Consider the following 21,143-nt stretch of genomic DNA (forward strand, 5'->3'; position numbering starts at 1 on the left):
TTTGTGTTTCATTTCTTAAGGATTTCTCCCAGGCTTTCAAGCAGTTTTAGGCCTCCCTGTCCCGGCCGATTTTGGCCATTGAAAGCCACTCTATGGCGTGTATAATGTCCTCATTGGAGAAATCCTTCAGTTTTTCCTCTCTGGCTTCTATATCGTTGGAAATTTCGGTTTTGTATTCGTGCTCTTTTTCCAGGAGCCTGTCCATGGTGTCCAGAAGCTTCTCTTCGTCGAATTTATACCCAAGGGCCTTGAAGACCTCAAGCTTTGTCCTGAGTCTTGCCCTCGCCATATAGCGGAGCTCTTCATCGCCGAGGTAGAGGTTTATGTAAAATGCATCGGCTGTTCTCCCGTAGTATTTCTCCACAAGTTGCCCTTCATCTCCGTCCTCTTGACCTCGACCAAGCCGGCCTCCTTGAGCTTCTCGATGTGGTGGTATATCGTCTGGGGGGTCTTGCCGAGTATCTCCGAGAGCTGGGAAATAGTCATCTCCTTGTTTCTGAGCAGCTTGAAGAATCTTTCTCCTCGTATCTTCGAGCATAAGCTTTATTACTTCGGGTCTGCAATAACCTTAACCTTCTTCGTCATTCCGCTCACCTATTTTAACGTTCTAATTTGAATTTGAGCGTTCTGCAATATAACCTTTTCCCTTTATGGATAATTTATCCAAGCTGGAAAGTTTTATAAATGTAAAAGTCCAAGCGGCTCTGGAGGTGGGGACATGAACCTCGACTTTTTGTTCTACCCTGAGAGTGTTGCTGTCATAGGGGCCTCAAACAAGCCCGGGAAAATAGGAAACTCGATAATGCGCTCCGTGACAATGCACTTCACCGGAAAGGTTTATCCGGTCAACATAAAGGGGGAGGACATTGAGGTAAATGGAAAGGTGTTCAAATCCTACAGGAGCATCAGGGATATACCTGACGAGGTTGACGTTGCGGTTATAGCAGTTCCGGCAAGATTCGTGCCTGATGTCATTGACGAATGCGGGCAGAAGGGTGTTAAAGCCGCTGTGGTCATCTCTGCGGGCTTTAAGGAGGCCGGAAACGTTTGAGCTTGAGGAGGAGCTCGTGAAGAGGGCAAGAAAGTGGGGAATAAGAGTGGTTTGGCCCGAACTGTCTCGGTGTTACAAACATTGAGAACGGCTTCGACTGCAACTTCAATCCTCCGGAGAGGCAGGCGAGACCGAAATTCGGGGAATAGCCTTCATGAGCCAGAGCGGTGCCTTTGGGGCCGCCATCCTTGACTGGGCTGCGAGGCATGAAATCGGAATGAGCAAGTTCATCAGCCTGGGAAACATGGCTGATCTGGACGAGAGCGACTTTATGAGTTATCTGAAGGATGATCCAAGACGGGTGTTATAACTGCCTATCTTGAGGGTGTAAAGGACGGCCGGAAGTTCTTCCAGAGAGCCAAGGAGACCACGGTGGTCAAGCCGGTTGTGATTCTCAAGGCCGGAAGAACCGAGGCCGGAGCGAAGGCTGCCGCATCGCATACAGGTTCCCTCGCCGGTTCCTACAAGAATATATGAGGCCGCTTTTGAACGGCGGGCGTTTTGAGTGCCAAAAGCATGCGCCAGCTCTTCAACTATGCGAAGGCTTTAACAATGCAGAAACCGGCAAGGGGAGACAGGGTTGCCGTAGTCACCAACGGCGGTGGAGCTGGAGTCATGATGAGCGACGGTTTGCTTGAGAAGGGCCTCAGGCTTGCCGAGCTGAGCGAAGAAACCAATGAGAAGTTTGCGAAGGCGGTGGAGGAGGAAAACTGCCCCATCACATGAGTTACAGAAATCCCATTGACGTCATAGGCGATGCTCCATCAAAGAGGTACGAGCTTGCCATGCGCTACGCGCTGGAGGATGAAAACGTCGACGCTCTCGTCGTCATAGCGCTCTTCCAGAGCCCCGCTTTGGATGAGGGGCATAGTTGATGTTATGGAACGGGTGCAGGAATACGGCAAGCCGATAGTCTTCGTCGCTCCGGGAGGGGATTATCCGGAAAGAATGGCCCGGAGGATTGAGGAAAAGGGCGTTCCCGTATATGAAACAGTTGGGGATGGCATCGACGCCATCTATGCCCTCGTGAAATACGGCCAGTGGCTGAGGGAGAATGGGAGGCTTTGATGGCTTTTTATTTCCTTTTGGTATTCTACCGACAAATTTTCTAAGCACGATTATATAAACATGGTTAGAATTCTGGGATTTAGAGCTTGTTGAGACCTGACGCTTATTTCAGTATCTTCAGCGTCTCCACTCTTTTAAAATCATCATCGAAGGTCGCCATTGTTTCTATCTGTAGAACTCGCAGGTTGAGACTATCAGGCGTCATTTGGAAGCAAATGATACTTTTCAATGGCATTCTTTGAGTTCGCCAATATCTCAGAGTTTACATCCAGCATGCCGAATATGGAAAAGAGCTCAAAGAGCGGCTCCAGATGAACCTTGGCCAGAACTTAGGGGTTCTCCTGATTTCGTAGGATTTCATTCCCGTTTTGACCTTTATGTAGAAGAACATGACCTCCGGGGGCAACTATTGGGTTTATGAATCCCCTTATATCGCCGTTTTCAACGCTTTCTATAAGAGATCTGGCTTTTTCTATACCCGTGGTATATGAGAACGTTTGAGTCAAAGAAAACGTTAGGCCTGCCACTCATCCTCGATCTCCTCTATTATTGCATCGATCTCATCCTTCTCCATTTTGACTATCCCAAAGGTTCCTCTCCGATACCCTCTTTGGCAGAATCTTGAGGGTAACCTTACTCCCTTCGGGAATGTTGAGTTTTTTGGGTCTTAGAATTCCGTTTTCATAAACGGCCTCGACTGTGACCTCCATTGTCTCACCAATGGAACTCTGCTTTTGAGGCTAATGATGGTGTGGGCAATACCGTGGTCGGGATTCCTGTCCGGTATGTGGCAAGCCCCTTGAGTACGAGGGCACGATAGAGGGCTCCAAAGGCTGGGATTACACCCTTTATCGTTGCATCTATTGTGGCAGGAGGTACTATAAGAAAGTCCCTCAGTTGTGGTTTTAGCTCATGATTTTTTGTGTGTTTTACTCGTTTTCCTGTCGTCTTTTGGTTCTCTCCGGAGCCAAGCCAGCTTGTGGAGGTTTTCCTTAACCGTGCTCCCTTCTCATAAACGCTCTCAGTAGCAAAACCCGTTTAGACTCTTCACCGTATAGCATGACACGGTGGTGGGCTTGGAGAAGGTAAGCGGGACAACGGTTGAGCTAGTGCTGGCTGAACTTAAGAGAATACGGCGTGAGCTTCAGAGGCTTGAAGACCTTTTGATGGAAGAAAGTTCCAAACTGAGCGAGGGGAAAATTGAAGAACTCATAAAAGAGGCCAGGGATGAGTCTGTTGAGTGGGTGAAGCTTGAGGAACTACCAAAACCGGAGGATTGAAAATGGGTTTCCCCGTTGAGGTTCACCCCCGCGTTGCTAAAGCCATCTCGAATCTAAAGCCCGCCCGGTATCAGAGGATACCCGACTTTCTCTCAATCCTCCGGGAAGAGCCGGTGCCCTCTGCCATCTATGATGTGAAAAAGCTCAAGGGAACGGGGGATTTGTCCGTTTATCCCGTGAGAGTTGGAGATTACCGTCTGATCTACGTTATTGATTGGATTAATTCTCGGGTCAGAGTTCTTCGCTTTGAGTGGAGAGGCTCTGCTTATAAGTGAGACTCCAAAAACTTTAAATCCTCTTTTCACATTTTCTAACCTATGCCCGGTGATTGCTTTTGGCCCTGGTGAAGTCCTCTTCTGCTTGGGCTTAGCCTTGAGTTTCGTTTCCACTGGAAATGGAGGTGTTTTGAATGGACGACGAGTTTAAGGTCACCCCATGGGACGTTGAAGGTCTTGTTGACTATGCGAAGCTGATAGAGGAGTTCGGAACGAGCCCGCTGACGGACGAGCTTCTTGAGAAAACGGCAAAGCTCACGAAGAGCGAACTGCCCATCTACTTCAGGAGAAGGTTTTTCTTCTCCCACAGGGACTACGATAAAGTTCTGGCCGACTACGAGAGCGGAAAGGGCTTCTTTCTCTACACGGGGAGGGGCCCGAGCGGGCCGATGCACATAGGCCACATAATTCCCTTCTTCGCCACCAGGTGGCTCCAGGAGAAATTCGGCGTCAACCTCTACGTCCAGATAACCGACGACGAGAAGTTCCTCTTCAAGGAGAAGCTCACCTTCGACGACACCAAGAGATGGGCCTACGACAACATCCTTGACATCATAGCGGTCGGCTTCGATCCCGATAAAACATTCATCTTCCAGGACAGCGAGTTCACAAAGATTTACGAGATGGCGATACCGATAGCGAAGAAGATAAACTACTCGATGGCCAAAGCGGTCTTCGGCTTCACGGAGCAGAGCAAGATAGGAATGATATTCTACCCGGCGATTCAAGCTGCTCCAACCTTCTTCGAGAAGAAGCGCTGTCTCATTCCAGCGGCGATAGACCAGGACCCATACTGGAGGCTCCAGAGGGACTTTGCGGAGAGCCTCGGCTATTACAAGACGGCCGCAATTCACTCCAAGTTCGTGCCCGGCCTGATGGGCCTTGAGGGCAAGATGAGCGCCAGCAAGCCCGAAACTGCCGTCTACCTCACCGACGACCCCGAGGAGGCCGGCAAGAAGATATGGAAGTATGCTTTAACAGGTGGAAGGGCGACAGCAAAGGAGCAGCGCGAGAACGGTGGGGAGCCGGAGAAGTGCGTCGTCTTCAAGTGGTTCGAGATATTCTTCGAGCCGGACGACAAGAAGCTCATGGAGCGCTATCATGCATGCAAGAACGGCGAGCTCCTCTGCGGGCAGTGCAAGCGCGACCTTATAAAGCGTGTCCGGGACTTCCTGAAGGAGCACCAGAGGAAGAGGAAGGAGGCCGAGAAGAAGGTCGAGAAGTTCAAGTACACCGGCGAGCTGGCGAGGGAGCAGTGGGAGAAGAGCATCCCGGAGCCGCTGAGGGGCTGATCAGGATTTTTAATCCATTTTCTCGAAACTTTTTTATACTTGTCGGGGTTAACTTTTACTGGTGGGCTGAAAGTGAGGAAGGCGGTTCTTGCGTTTCTCATGATTCTTGTCTTTATCCTCCCTGCTCCCACAGTTTCGGCTCACTACTATGTGATTCTCGACGAAAATCTCCCTCATCTCCGGCCGTACGCCCTTGAGATTGCCGAACTTCACAACGGAACCGTAGTCGTTTCGAACTTCTCAAACCTCAGCTTTCTAAACTCCGATGACTACGCCCTCTTGGTCGTGGGCTATTCCAAGTTTAACGAGAGTTTTGTCTACTCCCTCTACGACAGCCTGGATTTTGATGGGGACGGAATCTACGACCCGGCCGTCGGTTTCCTGCCGGTCGGAGGCTCGCCCGATATAGCTCCGCTCATGTATTCGCTCCAGGAGTTCAGGCCGGATGGGGCGATATTCCTCCGGGCAGGAAAAGTTGGCTACGATGAGTACCTGAGGCTTTCTGAAAACGCATCCCTCATATGGCTTGAAGGGCACGGCAGCCCCTCTGGCGTGGATATGGGCTCCTGGGGATTCTATCCCGGCAGTCTCGGCGACCCCTCTGGAAAGGCCTTTGTCTTGGAGTCCTGCGACGTTGGAAGGGTATGGGAGACTAACGATTCCCTTGTGCTTGCCCTCCTCAGGAGGGGCTCTCCTGCAGTAGTTGCTTCAATAGACATGGGCGGCGTCTCCTACCTCCCGGAGCGGTTCTGGGCCTCGGGTTATCCCCTGGGAAAGCTCGTCCAGATAAGTAACGCGTACTTCCTGAAGGTTGGGGTGAGGCCTAAGGCAGTTCTCTTCGGCGACCCGGCGCTCGTCCCTGTGGACTCAAGCGAAGGTTCTATCGTGAGAAGCCCCGCAACGGGGTTCTACTCCAAAATATTTCCCCGGATAAACGGTTACATCTACACACCCGGAGAACCGGGTTTGGTGACATTTTTCAGGGCCTACGGCAGCCTTTTCTCGGTGATGGATTTGTGGAGAGGCATTTTCACGATGGGCGGCCTTGGGCCCATAATCCTCGTAACGGCTTTCGCGGTGGTCTATCGTATTCGTCCCGGGAGAAAGAGACTTCTTAGGCCGGTGGGCTCGGCAGCTCTCTCTTTCCTCATCCTCGGTGCGGTCACTTATTATCCTCCCCTGGGCGTTTCGGCCAAAATAACACTCTTCTGGTCTGCCGTTGCACTCTTCATTGAGAGGAAACCCCTCTGGGGACTTTTGGCGCTCCTCCTGCCGCCCCTGGTGATAGCCCTTACCGCGGTTTTATTGGGCACGGCAACGCCTTCCTACGGGGCCTTTTTGGCCTTCGTTTCGCTCTTGACTTCACTCGTCCTCTTGGTTCTTCTGTTTATTTTCAGTAGGCTTTTCCATAGGGTCCTTAACTCCTGAACCTCACCTTCCTCGAACTCTTCTTCTGCGAGCGCTTTATAACTTCGGGCGTTCAACTATGTCTGGTGTTGAAGATGGTTCGCCTTCCATTCCGCGACAGTTTTTACGAGCTTAAGCCGAGCAAGATAGTATGTCTCGGCAGGAACTATGCGGAGCACGCGAAGGAACTCGGCCATGACGTCCCGAAGGAGCCCGTAATATTCCTCAAGCCGCCGAGCTCGCTTATAGGGCCGAACGAAGCCATAATCCTCCCGAGAAAAAGCAGGGAGGTCCACCACGAGGTCGAACTGGCGGTTATAATAGGAAAGCGGGGAAGGAGGATTCCGAGGGAAAAGGCGATGGATTACGTCCTCGGCTACACGATACTCCTCGACATAACGGCCAGAGACCTGCAGTGGGAGGCCAAACGAAAGGGCCTCCCCTGGACGGTAGCGAAGGGCTTCGATACCTTTGCACCGGTCGGCCCGAGGGTGGTTGATAAACGCGAACTGAGCATAGATGACCTTGAAATCGGCCTTAAGGTAAACGGCCAGCTCAGACAGCTTGCAAGGACGAGCGAGATGATATTCAAAGTCCAGGAGATAATCGAATACGTCTCGGCCATAATGACCCTTGAGCCCGGCGACATAATAGCGACCGGGACTCCAGCAGGAGTAGGCCCGCTGAGGCACGGCGACCATGTAGAGGCGTGGATTGAGGGAATTGGGAAGGTCGAGTTCGACGTTCTGGTGGAGGACTCAATCCTGTGCTGATTTTTACTTCTTGTCCACGAGCTTTACAGAAATCCACTGCATGTGGTTCTCTTCGTTTTTAACGATAAGAACGTAGTTCCCATCAGGAATCCTGAGGTGATCTAGCTCGACACTTCTCACATGCTCCCACGCCTTGTAGCACTCGAAGGGCTCACCTTTTTTGAGCCTCCCGAAGTCTTCCTTGGTCAGGATATAGACGCTTATCTCGCCGTCGGCCTTAACGTAGCCGTTCAGAGTCGAGTCTCCGATGAGCCGGTACTCCTTGTAGTCCTCAAGGTTGGTCTTCCACTCGTAGTTGATGCTCCTGTAGTTAAAGGCGTAGTATATCCCTCCTGCGAGAAGCACCACCAGAACGGTGAGGCCAAAAACGATTGCTCTGGCCTTCATATAACCACCCAGTAAAGTAGGAAAAATTTGCTTAAAAGTTTTACTCAATCACGTAGGTGTGCACCATCAGCCCGCCGTGGCCGATGAGCCTGTGGTGCTTGATTTCGAAGCCGTTCTCCTTGATTGCTCTCTCAATTGCCCTCTTCTCCGTCGTTATGAAGACTCCCCTCTTCCCCAAAATCTTTGCCAGCTCACCGAAGAAGTCCATGTAGAGCTTTGGAATCGCGCTCTTCCGCCTAATCTTCAGCCCGTAGGGGAGATTAGTTTCCTGAACTTCTCAAGGCAGGTTATCTGTCCATTGTAGTCCCTTTTGAGGAGGACGTCTTGGCCGAAAAAATGGGGAATGAACATCAATGAGGTTTTGAGCTCTTTTTTCCTAAATCCTTCTTCCCTCCTTTACATAGATTGTAGCCTCGCCTATATACTTGGCATGGTCGCTTATCCTCTCAAGGTGCCGTATTATGAGAGCCTCAACGGCCACACATGGACTTGAGTCCTCTGTCAGCAGTTCTATCGAGTTTATGTAGAGCCCATCGACTTTCCTGTCCATCTCCATAAGCCTTCCAATCGCCACCTCATCCCCTTCGAGGAAAGCATTAACCGCCAGCTCGACCATATCCCTCACAATTTTGAGGGCATACCTTGAGCTTTCAAAGGCACAGCTGACACCGGTAATCTTAAGGGTGCGTTCTATTTCCATGGCATACCTTGATATCCTGTACAGGTCATAGCTAACATCTATTGCACTCTGTATGAAGCGCAGATCACCTGCCATCGGGGAATACCTGACGAGCAGCTCTGTAGCGATGTCAAGAACCTCTCCCCTAAGTATATGGAGTCTGCTTGCAATCTCTTCTGTGGAGTCAAATCTGCCATCTATGCTTTTTTCAACCGAGTTGAGGGACTCTAGTGCATGGTTTCCCATTTCCCTTAGCAGCTTTCTTATCTGATCCATACCAATCTCAAGCAGCTTTCTCATAGCCACCACCTTAATGTTTCAGGTTATCAAAAGTATGGGGGACTTTTCCAGCCCCTTCCTCCCCATCTGATAATACAGGGCGGAGCTTAGAATGTGTTTTGTATGATTGGATATTCCCTCTCCATGAATGAGCACGGCCATAATTTTTGGATCATCTGTTTTCGAGAAATGCTCCCACAGTTCCTCGAACGAAGACTCAAAAAGGGAAGATCATCCACGGGTATCCGGGCGTCCCTGCCAATCGCGGATATTCCGTGGTTTAACCACGGGCGGATCAGGTTAAACACATCACGCGCGACATGCTCAGCCTTTTCGTCGGGGGAGATATTCAGGACAACATTGATCCGTGAGGCATGACGCACCACCCTGTATGTGTCATACGTCGAGCCGAGAACCGCCCTTATGAACCGCATATCCCTTGCTAGGGGCTGATATCGTATTAAGGCCTCTATGGTTTTGTCATTGAGTTTCTCTCTCAGATCAGCCGCTTTCCATAGAAGTTCCTCCGTTCTGACTTCATCCCCAATCGTTTCAGGGCAAAGTGCATCCATAGCGGTATTCCCCAGTTCCTTGAAGAGATTTTGGATTTCCCTGAAAAGCCGTGATTTCATCCAAGTGCCCCCGTTACATACTTCTCGGTTAGCTCATGTTCAGGATTCTCGAAAACCTTTCTTGTTGGGCCCATCTCAATGATCTCTCCGAGGTAGAGGAATGCAACATGATCGCTTATACGGGCGGCCTGGGCGGGTGAATGGGTAACGAGGACTATTGTGTAATCCTGCTTCAGCTCGAAAAGCAGCTCTTCAATTTTCTTTGTGCCGACAGGGTCAACATTTGCTGTGGGTTCGTCCATCAGCAACACTTTAGGTTTCATGGCCAGTGCCCGTGCAATGACGAGTCTCTGCCTCTGCCCCCCGCTCAGATTTGCAGGATAATCCCTGAGCCTGTCCTTCACCTCATCCCAGAGCGCTGCTTTTTTTAGAGCCCACTCAACTCTTTTATCAAGCTCTTCTCTGTTCTTAACAAGTCCGTTGAGCTTAACACCAATTGCAACGTTGTCGTAAATCGTTAGGTGGGGGAAGGGATTCGGATACTGGAAGACCATGCCAACGTCTTTCCTTATTTCAATGGGATCCGCATCCTCCCTGTAAATATTCTTCCCGAACAGTCTGACCTCACCTTCAACCCTTGTGTTATCTCTGAGTTCGAGGAGTCTGTTAAACGCCCTTAACAGGGTTGATTTTCCACATCCGCTCGGACCCATCAGGGCAAATACAACGTTTTTTGGAATCTTGAGATTGATCCCCTTTATAACCATGTTATCCCCGTACCATATCTTCAGCCTGACGGTTTCAATTGCGAGCTCGGCCGAGGTTATGCTCATAATTTCACCTCCTTAAGACTCAGTCTTACCGGAATGAACAGTGCGAGGAATATCATTAGGAGCACAAGTGAAGCCCCCCAGGCTATCTCATGGTATTCATTGCTCGGACTCTGGATGAGCTGGTATATCAAAAGGGGAATTGCACCCACGGGTTTTGTGATGCCCTGATAGTACGTCTGGTATGCTCCGCCGGCGGTGAATAAGAGGGGTGCGGTTTCTCCGGCAACCTTTGCAATCCCTATCAGGACACCTGTCAGGATACCTCTCTTTGCCATGGGAATAAGAATTCTGAAAACCACCTTAATCCTCGTCAGACCCATACCGAATGCGGCTTCCCTGTAGGTGAAGGGTATCTGTCTGAGTGCCTCCGTTGTATACACCGCTATGTATGGCATCATTATTATTGCCAGTGACAGAGCCCCGGCCAGGGCGGAATATGAGCCCATGGGAACCACGAGGATCTGCATTACAAAGATTCCGACGAGTATTGTTGGGAATTCCAGCATTATCTGAAGGAGGGCTTTTGTTATCTTTCCGATGCTGCTCCGGGGGTATTCATAGGCATAGATTCCAACGAGCAATGCGACCGGCAGTCCCAAGAGGGATGCGAGAACAACGAGCATCAGTGTCCCGAGGATGGCCGGCCCTATTCCTCTGTCCTGAAAGGTGCCGGTTATGAATTTTGTCCCGTTCTCAGCCAGAACCGGAAATCCTCTGATGAAAACGGTGAGGAAGATATGGAACAGTGGAATGAACATTGTGAACGTCAGAAATGCTACGATGAGCAGGAATGCCTTTTCTTTGATCTTCCTTATGCTGTAATCATAGCTTGACATTGCGTTCCCACCTCCTCAGCATGTGAATTCCGAGGATATTGACGGCAAGTCCTATAACAAACAGTGCAAGACCTGCGGCAAACAGTGCGGATGTCATGTAGCTGTAGATAAAGGCGTTCCCGAACTGATTTGCTATCAATGATGATATCGTATATCCCGGTGCAAACAGAGCGAGTGTCAGGTTGAACGTGTTTCCTATAATGAGGCTAACCGCCGCCGTTTCTCCGACAGCTCTGCCGAATGCCAGTATTGTCCCGGAATATATTGCCGGCCGTATGTATCCGAGGAGTATTTTTGTTGCCTCAAGTTTGGTGGTGCCGAGGCTGTAGGCTGCCTCTCTGTATGTGAAGGGTATCATCTGATATGCTTCCCTTATTATGGCAGAGGCAAAGGGTGTTACCATTATTCCGAGAAGGACTCCGGCCGAGAAGTATGAAAAGCCGGATAGAGGGGGGTAAGAAAAGAAAGGTATGAATGAAAAGTGGTCATGGAGGGGCTGCATGATGTATCTTCTCAGGAGTGGTGCGAGGACAAACACACCCCATATACCGTAGATGATCGTCGGCAGGCCAGCCATGACGTCCGAGAGTATTATGAGGATGTTCTTGAGCTTTTTGGGAGAATAATCAACGACGAATATTGAGTATGCGATTGCGAGGGGAAGAGCTATAATGAGTGCCACGAGGGATGTATAGACACTTCCCCAGATTGCCGCCAGAATTCCGTAGTACTCTTTCTCCGCCTCTTCCGCAGCGTTCCAGATGTTCTTCAGGTATATATCAAGGCCCTCCCTGTGAAATATCGGCATTGAGTTGTAAAAGTAAACCCCGAGCATCAGGGCAAAGAGCACAAAAACAAAAATTACCGCAGGAAACAGGATCAGTTTCAGTCTGTCCCTCATATCAACCACCTGCCGAAACTATTTTTGAGGAGATTCCTCTCTGATCCACCCGGACTATTCTGATGCTTCCCTCATCCCCCCACAAATTCCACCAGCTGCCGGAGAGCGCTGAGGTCTGCACTTCCGGAAAGCCATTGTCAAGCCTGAGGCTGTTTCTGTGAAGATGGCCCGAAAAGAATCCGATCACATTTCCGTCAATAATGTCAAGTATTTCCTCCTTTCTTTTCCACTGAGAAAGTGGATAATGGGAGAATATGATGGATCTTGGGATTACAATCTCCCTGAGCCAGTTTATCAGTTCATCTGTTGGTCTGCATTTTCTTGTCCTCATCTTAGGCGTTATGAAGATGAGCCTCGTTCCATCGATATCAACGAAATAGCTATCCTGTCCGAAGAGGGCTTTATAAACATCAAGCCCGAAAGATTTGTTGACATCATGATTTCCCGGAATCAGGAACACCTTAATCCCTCCCCTCTCAAGGGGCCCCACAAAAAACTCCTTGAATGTGAGATACCAGCCCAGCACTCGGTCTGCATAGCTCTTATCTGCCATGGCCGCTATGTCCCCCGTGACCACCACGAATTCTGGATCCAATTTTTTGATCCATTTTGCTGCCTTTAGCAGTGTCATTCTTGGATTGAGTGATACGCCGTAGAATTCCCGGCATTCCCTCTCCGTTGATACTGTATGTACATCCGTTACATGTACGAATCTCATCGAACCACCCTGATTTTGGGACTTTTAACTGATAGAATGCTTCTGAGTACATTATCCTCTTTCTGATACTCTCTGATCTCCCAGATGATGTTCTTTGGCTTTCTAAACAGTATTTTTGGAAGAATATTGTTGAAATCGATGCGGCCTTCCCCCATAGCCATGTGCTCATCTCTCGCGCCGCCGTTGTCGTGAAGGTGCACATGCTCTATATCATCGAGCAGGAAGTACTCCCCGATATCAAGCCCGTATTTCAGTGATGTCAGAAATGCATGTCCTATGTCGAGGCATACTGAAACATTTTTTTCGAGGAACGGGAGTAGCTCGTGTGGAAAAGCCCCGATTCTGTTGTCAGTTAGATTTTCCATGACGAGCTTCACTTCATATTCCTCGGCTATCGTTGCTATTTCCATGAGCTGCCTCTTTGTGTTTATAAATGCCCTGTGATAGTTGTTCCCGATATCTCCTCCATGAACAACAACGTATTCAGCATCAAGGATCTGGGCTATTCTGAAAACGTTCTCCATTATCCTGATATTTTTTCTCGAATTTACCCCGAGATCAAGTTTGATGTTCTTTCCATCGGAGCAGGGAGCATGAAGCGTGAAATCAACGTTGAGAGAGAGGAGCTCGTGCAGTACCTCCCAGTTTATCCCAGAGGGAGTTAAAACCGGCATATCATCAAAGCCCAGCTCGATTACATCAAGTGGAAGCTCATCTACAGAAAAGCCGTGGCCTGAAATCTCCCTGATTATGAAGGAGTTTACGCCGACTTTCATTTCTTTACCCTCCAGTCAAAAAGGTAAAGTGAAAATAATGAAAAATCACCCCTGTATCATATCAACTGCTTTGAGACCTATCTCAGCAACTTCTTTCGGGAGACCAACGTAGCCGGGAGCGAGATTCTCCGGTTTCTGGCCTTCCGTGAGAACCCATTTGAGGAAGGCCTTTATGGCCTTAGCTTTCTCCGGACCGTAGTGCTTTCCGTTCTTGTTTTCCCACACCAGCATATGGGTGAATGCCACAATCGGGTAGGACTCATCACCCGGAGCATCAAGAAGCTGCTTGAGGTTTTCTTTGTAGCCCTCCGTGGGGCTTGGTATGAACGCTTTGACGTTTGCAACAGCTGCCTTGATGGTATCCCCCGTTGGTTTAACGAACTTGCCGGCCTTGTTCTCAAGGGCAGCGACTGGAAGGTTTTCGTTAATGGCATATGAGAGCTCCGTGTATGCTATGCTGTATTTGGTCTGCTTGAGAATTGCAACGACACCGGGGTTGCCCTTTCCTGCCAGCCCCCTGCCCATCTTGTCGACGGGCCAGTTTACTACTTTTCCAGCACCGACTTTTTCAGCCCACTCCTTGCTTATCAGGCTGAGGTAAGTTGTGAATATGGCGGTTGTTCCGCTTGAATCACTCCTGTGCACGACTATGATTTTTTCGTGCGGAAGTTTTGCATCAGGATTGAGGTTCTTTATTTTTGGATCATCCCAGTACTGAATTTCACCGAGGAATATCTCAGCTAAAACTTCCCTGCTGAGTTTGAGCTCTTTAACCCCCGGAACGTTGAACGATACAACAACTGCTCCAACAACCTCGGGAAACTGCAGCGGTTGATCTCCTGTGGCTAGGAATTTCTTCCACACATCCTCCTTAACTGGAGGATCGGTTCTTCCGATGTCGGTTAAGCCCTTAAGGAAAGCTTCCTGTCCGTGCCCGCTGCCTCCACCTTCATATTCGATCTTAACATCGGGATGGAGCTTCTGGTAAACTTCAATCCACTTCTGAATCTGGTACATCGGAAATGTTGCTCCTGTGGTTCTCAAAACAACCGGTTTTGCTGTGACAGTTGTTGTCTTTTCCTCAACCTTTGTTGTGCTGACGGTCTTTGTGACGGTCTCCTTCTGGGTAACCGTCGTGGGAGTCTGGGTCGAGGTACTGCCTCCTATGCAGCCGCTTGAAAGGACGGCAAATAGGAGGATTCCAACAGCCATCAGGGCGAAGGCCTTTTTCATGGTATCACCGTTTTGAGAATAAAACGGTGAAAATATAAAGATTGCCGCAATAGAATATAGTTCAATATATTTAACTATATTTATGTGGGTATAAGTATATAGAACAAATAGATCACGTAATAATATATAGATGAACCATCAGTCCGCCGTGTCCGATGAGCCGGTGGTGCTTGATTTCGAAGCCGTTCTCCTTGATTGCTCTCTCAATTGCCCTCTTTTCGGTGGTTATGAAGACCCCGCGCTTTTCGAGGACCTTGGCGAGCTCCGCGAAGAAGTCCATGTAGAGCTTTGGTATCATGCTCTTCCGCCCGATTTTCAGGCCGTAGGGGGGATTACTGACGGCGAAGGCAACGCCCTCAACGTACTCGCTCATCCTCGTGGCGTCTCCGAGAATGAAGTTTATCCGGTCAAAAACCCCGGCCGAGAGGGCGTTCATTTTTGCCCCGATCAGATGCTTCCTGAACTTCTCAAGACCGATTATCTCTCCGGTGTAGCCCCTCAGGGCCAGCTCTATCGGAATCGTCCCGCTCCCGCAGAAGGGGTCGATGAAGGGCCCTCCGTCCGGCTCTGTCAGCTCTATGAGGGCGTTCGCTATGCTCGCCTTCAGATGGGCGGGGTGGTCGTAAACGCGCCAAGGCCTCTTATGGAGCGAGCTATCTCCGGTGGTATCTATCCCGAGGAAGAAGACGTCTCCAACGAGCTCCGCCCTGAAAATAACCGCGGGATGGTCGAGGTTCACTTTTGGACTGCCAAAGCGCTCAAGCCTCTCGAATATCGCCTTTCCGACGGTCTTGGATATATCGATGCTCGTTATCCCGTGCTCCCCCTTCCGGAAGCTCCTCACGGCGAAGCTCTCGCTCACCTTGACGTACCTTTCCACCGGGAGCTCCGAGACAAACTCCTCTATCCTCCTGAGGGCAAGGTCGGGCTCTTCTTCACATATTCCCTCAAACCTCCCGCTCGCTATCTCGACTATTACTCTGTGCAGGAGCCTTGAGTGCTCGTTGAGATAGGTTGAAACGCTCAGCTCCCTCTTCCGTCCCTTTTCGTCGGTGTAGAAAGCTTCGCCCACCTCAGCCAGAACCCTACCCTCGACGCCCAAAGGCCTCTCCTCCACCCGAAATGAAACTCCAAGTTTGTCCAGCAGTGCACTTACTTCAGCTCTGGCTATGTCCTCTATTCCCCGTGAAGTCGTCAGCAGGAGCCTCATGGCTCTAACTTTGATGGGGGGTTTAAATGGGCTTCGAAACAAAACTTTTAATGTCTTTCATATAACTTCTTCATGTAAGGTGATGACGCGTGATTGAGGTTTATAACGTTTCCAAGCACTACGAGTTCGGAAACGTGACGGCCCTTAAGGGGATAAACCTGACCTTCGAGGACGGGAGGTTCTACGTTATTGCTGGCGCCTCCGGGAGCGGTAAGACGACGCTCCTCAACATTCTGAGCGGAATAGACAGGCCGAGCTCCGGCAAGGTTCTCGTTGACGGCGTTGAGATTCATTCACTGAAGGAGAAGGAGCTAAGGCGTTATCGCCTCGAAAACTTTGGAATCGTTTTCCAGTTCTTCTACCTCGTGCCGTACCTTACCGGCCTTGAGAACGTCCTCCTGCCGATGAAATACTCGAGGAAGGTTGAGAGCCCCGAGAAGAGGGCGAGAGAACTTTTGAAGCTCGTCAACGCCGAGCACCTCGCCGACAAACTTCCGAAGCACATGAGCGGTGGAGAGATGCAGAGGATTGCCATAGCGAGGGCACTGGCGAACAGGCCGAGGTACCTCTTCGCGGACGAGCCGACGGCGAACCTCGACTGGGAGAACAAAGTTAGAATCTGGGAGCTTCTGAAGAGGATAAGCAGGGAGGAGGACGTAACTGTAATAGCGGCGACCCACGAGAGGGAGTTCTTCCGCTTTGCTGACGTCTTAATCCTCCTGAGGGACGGTGAGGTTCATGATGTCAAAGGTAACCTTCGCAAAGCTTAGGCGCGAGAAAAAAAGAGCCGTGACGGTTTTTCTAATCTTCGCCTTCCTCAGCTTCGGCATCAACTTCACGCTCGGCGGAATCGGGAGCTTTGTGGGAACTATAAACGATTTCTCACACATCGGCAACGTTGAGCTCATTGCTCAGGGCGTGACCGTTGAAAACCTCACGCGCTTCGGCGAGATCGTGAACTACATGTACTACCACGAGGGCATGGTCAGGCTGAACGGGAAAAACTACAACGCCTTAATCGGCTACGGACGCTTCAAGGTTCCCAGAGTTCAGAGCTCTCCGAATGGCGTCTACGTTCTGGCCTTCCCGGAGGCGAAGAGGGGCGATAAAATCGAGGTCAACGGGAAGACCTACACGGTTCTCGGGTCATACTACTATCTGATGGGCAAGCCGGTAGTCCTGACGATGGAGAAAGGCAATTACCTCTACGTCTTTATGCGCTGCAACGACACGAAAGCTCTGGCCGAGTTCCTGATGAGACACGCGAGGATTCGCTACTTCATGGTCTATCAGAACGGCCACGTTCCCTACGCCGATGAGATTGGGAACGTTAAAAACTTCGTCATGAGCTTCTTTTATCTCCTCCTCGGAACGGCACTCCTCGTCAAGGTTCTCGTGACGGTCGCCCACATCAGGGGTAGCACGAGGGAGGTCGGCGTTCTCAAGGCACTGGGCATTCCCGATTCCTTCGTCTTCACGCTCTTCGTCGGCGATTACCTAATCGTCGCTCTCCTCGGCTACACCGCCGGAATCCTTCCCGGAATTCTTCTCGGAAGCCGTTCGAGCCTTTTTGCATCAATCCCGCTGAGGCCGAACTACCTCTACCCTCTCAAGTTCGACGTTCTGATAACCCTTGCCGTAATCCTAATGGTTTCTCTGCCCTACCTCTACATCTCGCGGATCAGGACGATTGAGGCCCTGCGCTTCTTCCCCAAGAGGTCTTCCATCGTCAAGTTCCTGGCCGTCTTCTTCATAGCCTTCCTGGCATCGAGCTCGGCCTACTTTGCCTTGGCAGGTATAGAGAAGCTCGCCAACTTCAGTGCGCCCTTCAACATCTGGGTCATTGGCAGTCCTGAGAAGGTAGCAAAGCTCCCGGGCGAGAAAGTTGCTTACCTGAGTGGTCAGAGCGTGAACGGAATCACGACGGAAATCTACTTCTTCGACAGCAAAAGCATCTTCGAGAAAACTCTCCTCGAAGGAAGGTGGTTCGAAAGGTCGGACGAGGCTGTCGTTGAGGTCGGCCTCGCGAGGAAGCTCCACATCAAGGTTGGAGATAGGATTAGGGTGAACCTTCTCGGCGTTAACAGGGTCTACCGTGTGGTCGGAATCAGTAATGCGTTCTTCCACAACTACCGTGCCCTCTTCCTCCCGAGTCAGGGATTCGTCGAGCCGACGATGGACTTTATGAAAGTAAGCGACCCGGAGAAGGTCAAGGAAGAGCTTGAAGCTCAGGGATTCAAGGTCTACACGCTCGGGGACCTCAGGAGAATGACCCGGCAGAATCTCGTGCTCTTCAAAACGCCTGTTTACACGGTTATGCTCGTTACCTTCCTCGTCAGCGTCTTCGCTATCTTTACGTTGATTTACCTCGAGGTCGAGGGCAACGAGAAGGTCTACGCCACGCTCAAGGCCATAGGGATTCCGGATTCGCACGTCGAGCGGGAGTTTCTGGCAAAAACCGTCCCCTCGGCAGTCATCGGATCTTTGCTGGCTCTCGCGCCGGCAATCAGGGTGGGCTACTACATCGGCAACATACTTCTGCCGGTCAACCTCTCACTCGGCGATGCCCTGCGGATTCTTCCTCTCCTGCCGGTCCTCTACTTTGCCTATGCCCTGCTTACTGTCTTGGTGGTTAGAAGGATTATGGGAAGGCTGGACGTGGTTAACGCTTTAAGGGCCTAATCGAGAATCGCCACGACCCCTTTCCACTTCTTCCCAAAGCACTCGCTCGCTAAAACGTGCTTGCCGGTGAGCCTTTCGAGGAGCTTTATCCCGCCGTCGCACTTCTTGAAGCCGGTCGCTATCCCGACGGTAAAGCCCTCTATCTCCCTTATCCCCACGCGCTTCCGGTTGTCGAGCTTTTTTCTGAGTTCGTCCCCGTATTTCCAGAGAATTCTCCTCGGGTCGAGGAGAAGGTCTTTCTCGATTCCGTCGAGGACGTCCTCGAAGTCCCAGGTAAAGTCCTCCCCTCTCTTCTCCCCCTTCCCGAAGAGGGTAAAGCGGCCCGTCTGCCACTCCCTCAGGAACCACCTTGCCGTCTCCTCGATGTCAACCTCTCCTCCGGCCTTTATCAAACCCCTCCTCTCCCCTATCTTTCTGAGGACTTCCTCCTCGCTCTCGAACTCCTCTATTCCGAACTTCTCGGTTATCGCTTCCTTCCTCGTTTCGAGGATTCTGCCTATGAGCTTGAGGGCCGGCTTTACAGGTTCCTCTATCTTATCGGCTGGAAAGCCGCCCTTAATCACCAGCTCGTCGAAATCATCGATGGGAACAACTCCCGGGCTGTCGAGGAGCCATATCTTCTTGCTGAGCCTTATCAGCTGCTTCCCCTTCGTGTATCCCGGTATTGGGGCGGTGCCGACGGCCTTCTTGCCCTTCAGCGTGTTGATTATCGTGCTCTTCCCAACGTTGGGGTAGCCTATGAGGGCGACCTTAACCTTATCCCTCTCATCTAGCAAGGGTTTTGCGAGCTTTTTGAGTTCTTTCCTTAAGATTCCGGTCCCCTTCCTCTCACGGGCGGAGATAAAAACAAGCGGTATCTCGCTCCTCCTCTTGTACTCCTCTGCCCACTCCTTGGGCACCAAATCTGCCTTGTTCATAACGATGAGGAGTGGCTTGCCATCCTCCTGAACGAGCCTCTCAAGCTTTCTGTTCCTCGTCCCTATCGGATCCCTCGCATCAACTACCTCAACAATGATATCGGCCTCCTCAACTACCTCTTTCACCACTCTCCACGCCTTCCTCTGCTTCATCTCTCACCACCGTTATCTCGAATATCACAGTTCCGCCGTCGGTGTATGGCGGCCCGGGGTCGAGGCACTGGATGTAAGCTTTCTCTCCCCTGCCTAGGCCTAGCTCTCTCGGCTTAATACCCTTTCGGAGAGCGACTATGTACGGGAGCAGCGATGCAAATGCATGGGTGCATATCGCGTCGGTTTCCTCAAGATTTATTTTCGGCCCCTCGATGACTATTCTATCCCCTCTTTTGAATACAGGGCATTTTCCACGAATCTCAACCACCCGCACGGTTAATCTTTCCATGCAACCACCGAAATCTAAATAAAGTATTGAATTCAAAAAGCTAACTTAGAGGGGAATGCTTTTCATGATAACTGCTGATGGTGGTGCTCAACGTGTCCGAGGATATTGAAGCTAAAATTCGGCGTTTACGGGAGCTTGGTAAGGCGAGCGCCGAATCCGAGCCTGTGAAGCCTGTAAAACCCAAACCCGCCAAACCTCCGCGGAGGATAAGCCGTATAGGGAGCGTCCGTGAAAGAGAACGCAGAAAAAGGATTTTAATTGGCTCCACAATCGTAATAATAATCATTCTCGCTGTATCATGGGGAGTCTACTCATATTACAAGGGTGCGGGAGCCAGAGAACTTGAACAGGCCAAGAAAGCGAAGATTGCGGAGGTTGATGCCTATTTCAAGGGCAACATCATGAACTTTTCCTATGCACAAACGAAGAAGGCAGAGCTTCTCAATGAAATAGCCGCAGCGCAGTCTGTTGAGCAGGTTAACAAAATAGACGTCAAGGCCGCGTATAAGGATGTCCTTCAGAAATATCAGCAGGAACTTGAAAAGCAGAGACGGATGGAGCAGGAAAAAATCCTGAATGAAACAAAGAGGAAGAAGATTGACGAAATCAAGCTTGAATTCAAGCCCCTGCTTTCCAGACCCCTCCCGGAGGACATCAGGAAAAAAGCCCTTGGGGTTCTCCAGTCTCTTGAAAATCAGATTATGAGCGCCAAAACCGTGCAGGAGGTCAACTCAACCAGCGCAGCCCCGTATCTCCTTGAACTCTGGAAGGACTACTACTACTTCCTGATTGACAGCACCCCCACACAGAATGTCCTTCTGGAAAAGGGAGGCATGAAAAAGATATACACAAAGGATGAAGCGAAGACCCTGATAGGGAGCTTCCTGGATTACAACGAAATAATGCAGTACCGCGTTAGCAAGGTTGAGATGGTTGACATAGCCCTCGTCCTGCCCAGGGACAGGATAAACGGTGCGTTTCTATCTCCTGGGGACAAGATAGTCATATTCTCCAAGAATTCAACCGGCAGTCCGTACAGGGAGATAGCCAACATGGGGTATGTTGAACTCGTTCTGCTGCCAAAGCAGGCTGGAATAATCTCCGCCAGGGAGTCCCAGTCCCAGTCAAGCTCATCAAGCACCTCCTCATCGGATTCCTACTCGGAACAGCATTCGAGAGCATACACCCCGGCAGGAACATCAATTTCTAACGGAGAGAGCTCAAGTGATACCACCTCCACATCACAGAGCTCAAGCCAGTCCTCATCCGCATCTTATAACTACAATGTTGACCTTTCCGAGATTCTCAAAGCCGTGGCGGCTGGCAAGATAAAGGCTGCCGATGAGGTTAAAAAGGAGCTTCAGAGCTATGGATGGGAGATAGTAGACCTGGAGAAGCTCTCGGGAATGCTGGTTATGGATGCAAACACGCAGGTTATGGTGATAATCAAAGTCCCATCGGTCTTTGTACCTGATATACTCTCCCAGCAGAACTTCATCTACATTGCAAAGGTATCCAAATGAGGTGGTTGC

General features: G+C 50.5%; 21 protein-coding genes and 3 pseudogenes. 9 read left to right on the plus strand and 15 right to left on the minus strand.

Annotated elements, in window-relative coordinates; genetic code table 11:
* Positions 1-8: 8 nt before the first annotated feature.
* A pseudogene (locus ACYQ27_RS00005) lies at positions 9-585 on the minus strand (winged helix-turn-helix domain-containing protein).
* Positions 586-718: 133 nt separating this feature from the next.
* Between ACYQ27_RS00005 and ACYQ27_RS00010 the strand changes: the two are divergent.
* Positions 719-2,119 (plus strand): annotated as a pseudogene (locus tag ACYQ27_RS00010) (acetate--CoA ligase family protein).
* Between the two features lie 560 nt (positions 2,120-2,679).
* Here the strand turns inward: ACYQ27_RS00010 and ACYQ27_RS00015 are convergent.
* Complete coding sequence (locus ACYQ27_RS00015) at positions 2,680-2,829, minus strand: antitoxin AF2212-like protein (RefSeq protein WP_460040697.1); 150 nt, start codon at positions 2,827-2,829, stop codon at positions 2,680-2,682.
* Positions 2,830-3,186: 357 nt separating this feature from the next.
* Between ACYQ27_RS00015 and ACYQ27_RS00020 the strand changes: the two genes are divergently transcribed.
* The 5 genes from ACYQ27_RS00020 to ACYQ27_RS00040 all read left to right on the plus strand — a co-directional run bounded on the left by ACYQ27_RS00020 (position 3,187) and on the right by ACYQ27_RS00040 (position 7,146).
* Positions 3,187-3,399 (plus strand): hypothetical protein, encoded by a 213-nt coding sequence (locus ACYQ27_RS00020; protein WP_460040698.1) that lies wholly within the window; start codon positions 3,187-3,189, stop codon positions 3,397-3,399.
* A 2-nt stretch (positions 3,400-3,401) separates the two neighbouring features.
* Entirely contained in the window at positions 3,402-3,674 is a 273-nt protein-coding gene (locus ACYQ27_RS00025) for a type II toxin-antitoxin system RelE family toxin (RefSeq protein WP_460040699.1), read from the plus strand.
* Between the two features lie 134 nt (positions 3,675-3,808).
* Positions 3,809-4,966 (plus strand): tryptophan--tRNA ligase, encoded by a 1,158-nt coding sequence (locus ACYQ27_RS00030; RefSeq protein ID WP_460040700.1) that lies wholly within the window; start codon positions 3,809-3,811, stop codon positions 4,964-4,966.
* A 72-nt stretch (positions 4,967-5,038) separates the two neighbouring features.
* The gene (locus ACYQ27_RS00035) at positions 5,039-6,394 is read left to right on the plus strand and encodes a hypothetical protein (protein WP_460040701.1); all 1,356 of its coding nucleotides are present in this window, start codon (positions 5,039-5,041) and stop codon (positions 6,392-6,394) included.
* A 74-nt stretch (positions 6,395-6,468) separates the two neighbouring features.
* Entirely contained in the window at positions 6,469-7,146 is a 678-nt protein-coding gene (locus tag ACYQ27_RS00040; RefSeq protein WP_460041741.1) for a fumarylacetoacetate hydrolase family protein, read from the plus strand.
* A gap of 3 nt (positions 7,147-7,149) precedes the next feature.
* Here ACYQ27_RS00040 and ACYQ27_RS00045 read toward each other — a convergent pair whose 3' ends face one another.
* The 11 genes and pseudogenes from ACYQ27_RS00045 to trm14 all read right to left on the minus strand — a co-directional run bounded on the left by ACYQ27_RS00045 (position 7,150) and on the right by trm14 (position 15,570).
* A complete protein-coding gene (locus ACYQ27_RS00045; protein WP_460040702.1) occupies positions 7,150-7,533 on the minus strand; it encodes a hypothetical protein in 384 nt (127 codons plus the stop codon).
* Positions 7,534-7,573: 40 nt separating this feature from the next.
* A pseudogene (locus tag ACYQ27_RS00050) lies at positions 7,574-7,798 on the minus strand (class I SAM-dependent methyltransferase); the annotation flags it as partial.
* A 111-nt stretch (positions 7,799-7,909) separates the two neighbouring features.
* Complete coding sequence (locus ACYQ27_RS00055) at positions 7,910-8,512, minus strand: phosphate signaling complex PhoU family protein (RefSeq protein ID WP_456454252.1); 603 nt, start codon at positions 8,510-8,512, stop codon at positions 7,910-7,912.
* An 86-nt stretch (positions 8,513-8,598) separates the two neighbouring features.
* Complete coding sequence (locus ACYQ27_RS00060) at positions 8,599-9,123, minus strand: phosphate signaling complex PhoU family protein (RefSeq protein ID WP_456454246.1); 525 nt, start codon at positions 9,121-9,123, stop codon at positions 8,599-8,601.
* On the minus strand, positions 9,120-9,896 hold the full coding sequence (locus ACYQ27_RS00065) for a phosphate ABC transporter ATP-binding protein (RefSeq protein ID WP_456454244.1): 777 nt from the start codon (positions 9,894-9,896) through the stop codon (positions 9,120-9,122). The genes ACYQ27_RS00060 and ACYQ27_RS00065 overlap by 4 nt, the downstream gene beginning before the upstream one ends.
* Entirely contained in the window at positions 9,893-10,732 is an 840-nt protein-coding gene (pstA, locus tag ACYQ27_RS00070) for a phosphate ABC transporter permease PstA (RefSeq protein WP_456454242.1), read from the minus strand. Before pstA ends, ACYQ27_RS00065 begins: the two co-directional genes overlap by 4 nt.
* Positions 10,719-11,633: a phosphate ABC transporter permease subunit PstC gene (gene pstC / locus ACYQ27_RS00075; protein ID WP_456454240.1), complete on the minus strand. Its 915-nt coding sequence runs from the start codon at positions 11,631-11,633 to the stop codon at positions 10,719-10,721. The genes pstA and pstC overlap by 14 nt, the downstream gene beginning before the upstream one ends.
* Position 11,634: 1 nt before the next feature.
* The gene (locus ACYQ27_RS00080; RefSeq protein ID WP_456454238.1) at positions 11,635-12,351 is read right to left on the minus strand and encodes a metallophosphoesterase family protein; all 717 of its coding nucleotides are present in this window, start codon (positions 12,349-12,351) and stop codon (positions 11,635-11,637) included.
* Positions 12,348-13,127: a sugar phosphate isomerase/epimerase family protein gene (locus tag ACYQ27_RS00085; protein ID WP_460040703.1), complete on the minus strand. Its 780-nt coding sequence runs from the start codon at positions 13,125-13,127 to the stop codon at positions 12,348-12,350. Before ACYQ27_RS00085 ends, ACYQ27_RS00080 begins: the two co-directional genes overlap by 4 nt.
* A gap of 45 nt (positions 13,128-13,172) precedes the next feature.
* Complete coding sequence (gene pstS, locus ACYQ27_RS00090; protein WP_456454248.1) at positions 13,173-14,360, minus strand: phosphate ABC transporter substrate-binding protein PstS; 1,188 nt, start codon at positions 14,358-14,360, stop codon at positions 13,173-13,175.
* A gap of 112 nt (positions 14,361-14,472) precedes the next feature.
* Entirely contained in the window at positions 14,473-15,570 is a 1,098-nt protein-coding gene (gene trm14, locus ACYQ27_RS00095) for a tRNA (guanine(6)-N2)-methyltransferase (protein ID WP_460040704.1), read from the minus strand.
* 89 nt (positions 15,571-15,659) lie between these two features.
* On the opposite strand from trm14, the gene ACYQ27_RS00100 reads away from it, so the two are divergent.
* Complete coding sequence (locus ACYQ27_RS00100) at positions 15,660-16,340, plus strand: ABC transporter ATP-binding protein (protein ID WP_460040705.1); 681 nt, start codon at positions 15,660-15,662, stop codon at positions 16,338-16,340.
* The gene (locus tag ACYQ27_RS00105) at positions 16,309-18,252 is read left to right on the plus strand and encodes an ABC transporter permease (protein ID WP_460040706.1); all 1,944 of its coding nucleotides are present in this window, start codon (positions 16,309-16,311) and stop codon (positions 18,250-18,252) included. The genes ACYQ27_RS00100 and ACYQ27_RS00105 overlap by 32 nt, the downstream gene beginning before the upstream one ends.
* On the opposite strand, the gene ACYQ27_RS00110 is transcribed toward ACYQ27_RS00105, so the two are convergent.
* The gene (locus tag ACYQ27_RS00110) at positions 18,249-19,322 is read right to left on the minus strand and encodes a GTPase (protein WP_460040707.1); all 1,074 of its coding nucleotides are present in this window, start codon (positions 19,320-19,322) and stop codon (positions 18,249-18,251) included. The genes ACYQ27_RS00105 and ACYQ27_RS00110 overlap by 4 nt on opposite strands.
* Positions 19,279-19,611, minus strand: a complete 333-nt coding sequence (locus ACYQ27_RS00115) for a TIGR04076 family protein (RefSeq protein ID WP_456394427.1) — start codon at positions 19,609-19,611, stop codon at positions 19,279-19,281. Before ACYQ27_RS00115 ends, ACYQ27_RS00110 begins: the two co-directional genes overlap by 44 nt.
* A 92-nt stretch (positions 19,612-19,703) precedes the next feature.
* On the opposite strand from ACYQ27_RS00115, the gene ACYQ27_RS00120 reads away from it, so the two are divergent.
* Positions 19,704-21,134: a DUF515 domain-containing protein gene (locus ACYQ27_RS00120; protein WP_456453066.1), complete on the plus strand. Its 1,431-nt coding sequence runs from the start codon at positions 19,704-19,706 to the stop codon at positions 21,132-21,134.
* Positions 21,135-21,143 lie beyond the last annotated feature (9 nt).

It is taken from the genome of Thermococcus atlanticus (assembly GCF_054657855.1).

What these genes read in the sequence shown, in the direction of transcription:
- ACYQ27_RS00015 (WP_460040697.1), bottom strand. Translation starts at nt 2,829, where the DNA reads ATGGAGGTCACAGTCGAGGCCGTTTATGAAAACGGAATTCTAAGACCC.
- ACYQ27_RS00025 (WP_460040699.1), top strand. Translation starts at nt 3,402, where the DNA reads ATGGGTTTCCCCGTTGAGGTTCACCCCCGCGTTGCTAAAGCCATCTCG.
- ACYQ27_RS00030 (WP_460040700.1), top strand. Translation starts at nt 3,809, where the DNA reads ATGGACGACGAGTTTAAGGTCACCCCATGGGACGTTGAAGGTCTTGTT.
- ACYQ27_RS00040 (WP_460041741.1), top strand. Translation starts at nt 6,469, where the DNA reads ATGGTTCGCCTTCCATTCCGCGACAGTTTTTACGAGCTTAAGCCGAGC.
- ACYQ27_RS00045 (WP_460040702.1), bottom strand. Translation starts at nt 7,533, where the DNA reads ATGAAGGCCAGAGCAATCGTTTTTGGCCTCACCGTTCTGGTGGTGCTT.
- ACYQ27_RS00055 (WP_456454252.1), bottom strand. Translation starts at nt 8,512, where the DNA reads ATGAGAAAGCTGCTTGAGATTGGTATGGATCAGATAAGAAAGCTGCTA.
- ACYQ27_RS00060 (WP_456454246.1), bottom strand. Translation starts at nt 9,123, where the DNA reads ATGAAATCACGGCTTTTCAGGGAAATCCAAAATCTCTTCAAGGAACTG.
- ACYQ27_RS00065 (WP_456454244.1), bottom strand. Translation starts at nt 9,896, where the DNA reads ATGAGCATAACCTCGGCCGAGCTCGCAATTGAAACCGTCAGGCTGAAG.
- pstA (WP_456454242.1), bottom strand. Translation starts at nt 10,732, where the DNA reads ATGTCAAGCTATGATTACAGCATAAGGAAGATCAAAGAAAAGGCATTC.
- pstC (WP_456454240.1), bottom strand. Translation starts at nt 11,633, where the DNA reads ATGAGGGACAGACTGAAACTGATCCTGTTTCCTGCGGTAATTTTTGTT.
- ACYQ27_RS00080 (WP_456454238.1), bottom strand. Translation starts at nt 12,351, where the DNA reads ATGAGATTCGTACATGTAACGGATGTACATACAGTATCAACGGAGAGG.
- ACYQ27_RS00085 (WP_460040703.1), bottom strand. Translation starts at nt 13,127, where the DNA reads ATGAAAGTCGGCGTAAACTCCTTCATAATCAGGGAGATTTCAGGCCAC.
- pstS (WP_456454248.1), bottom strand. Translation starts at nt 14,360, where the DNA reads ATGAAAAAGGCCTTCGCCCTGATGGCTGTTGGAATCCTCCTATTTGCC.
- trm14 (WP_460040704.1), bottom strand. Translation starts at nt 15,570, where the DNA reads ATGAGGCTCCTGCTGACGACTTCACGGGGAATAGAGGACATAGCCAGA.
- ACYQ27_RS00105 (WP_460040706.1), top strand. Translation starts at nt 16,309, where the DNA reads ATGATGTCAAAGGTAACCTTCGCAAAGCTTAGGCGCGAGAAAAAAAGA.
- ACYQ27_RS00110 (WP_460040707.1), bottom strand. Translation starts at nt 19,322, where the DNA reads ATGAAGCAGAGGAAGGCGTGGAGAGTGGTGAAAGAGGTAGTTGAGGAG.
- ACYQ27_RS00115 (WP_456394427.1), bottom strand. Translation starts at nt 19,611, where the DNA reads ATGGAAAGATTAACCGTGCGGGTGGTTGAGATTCGTGGAAAATGCCCT.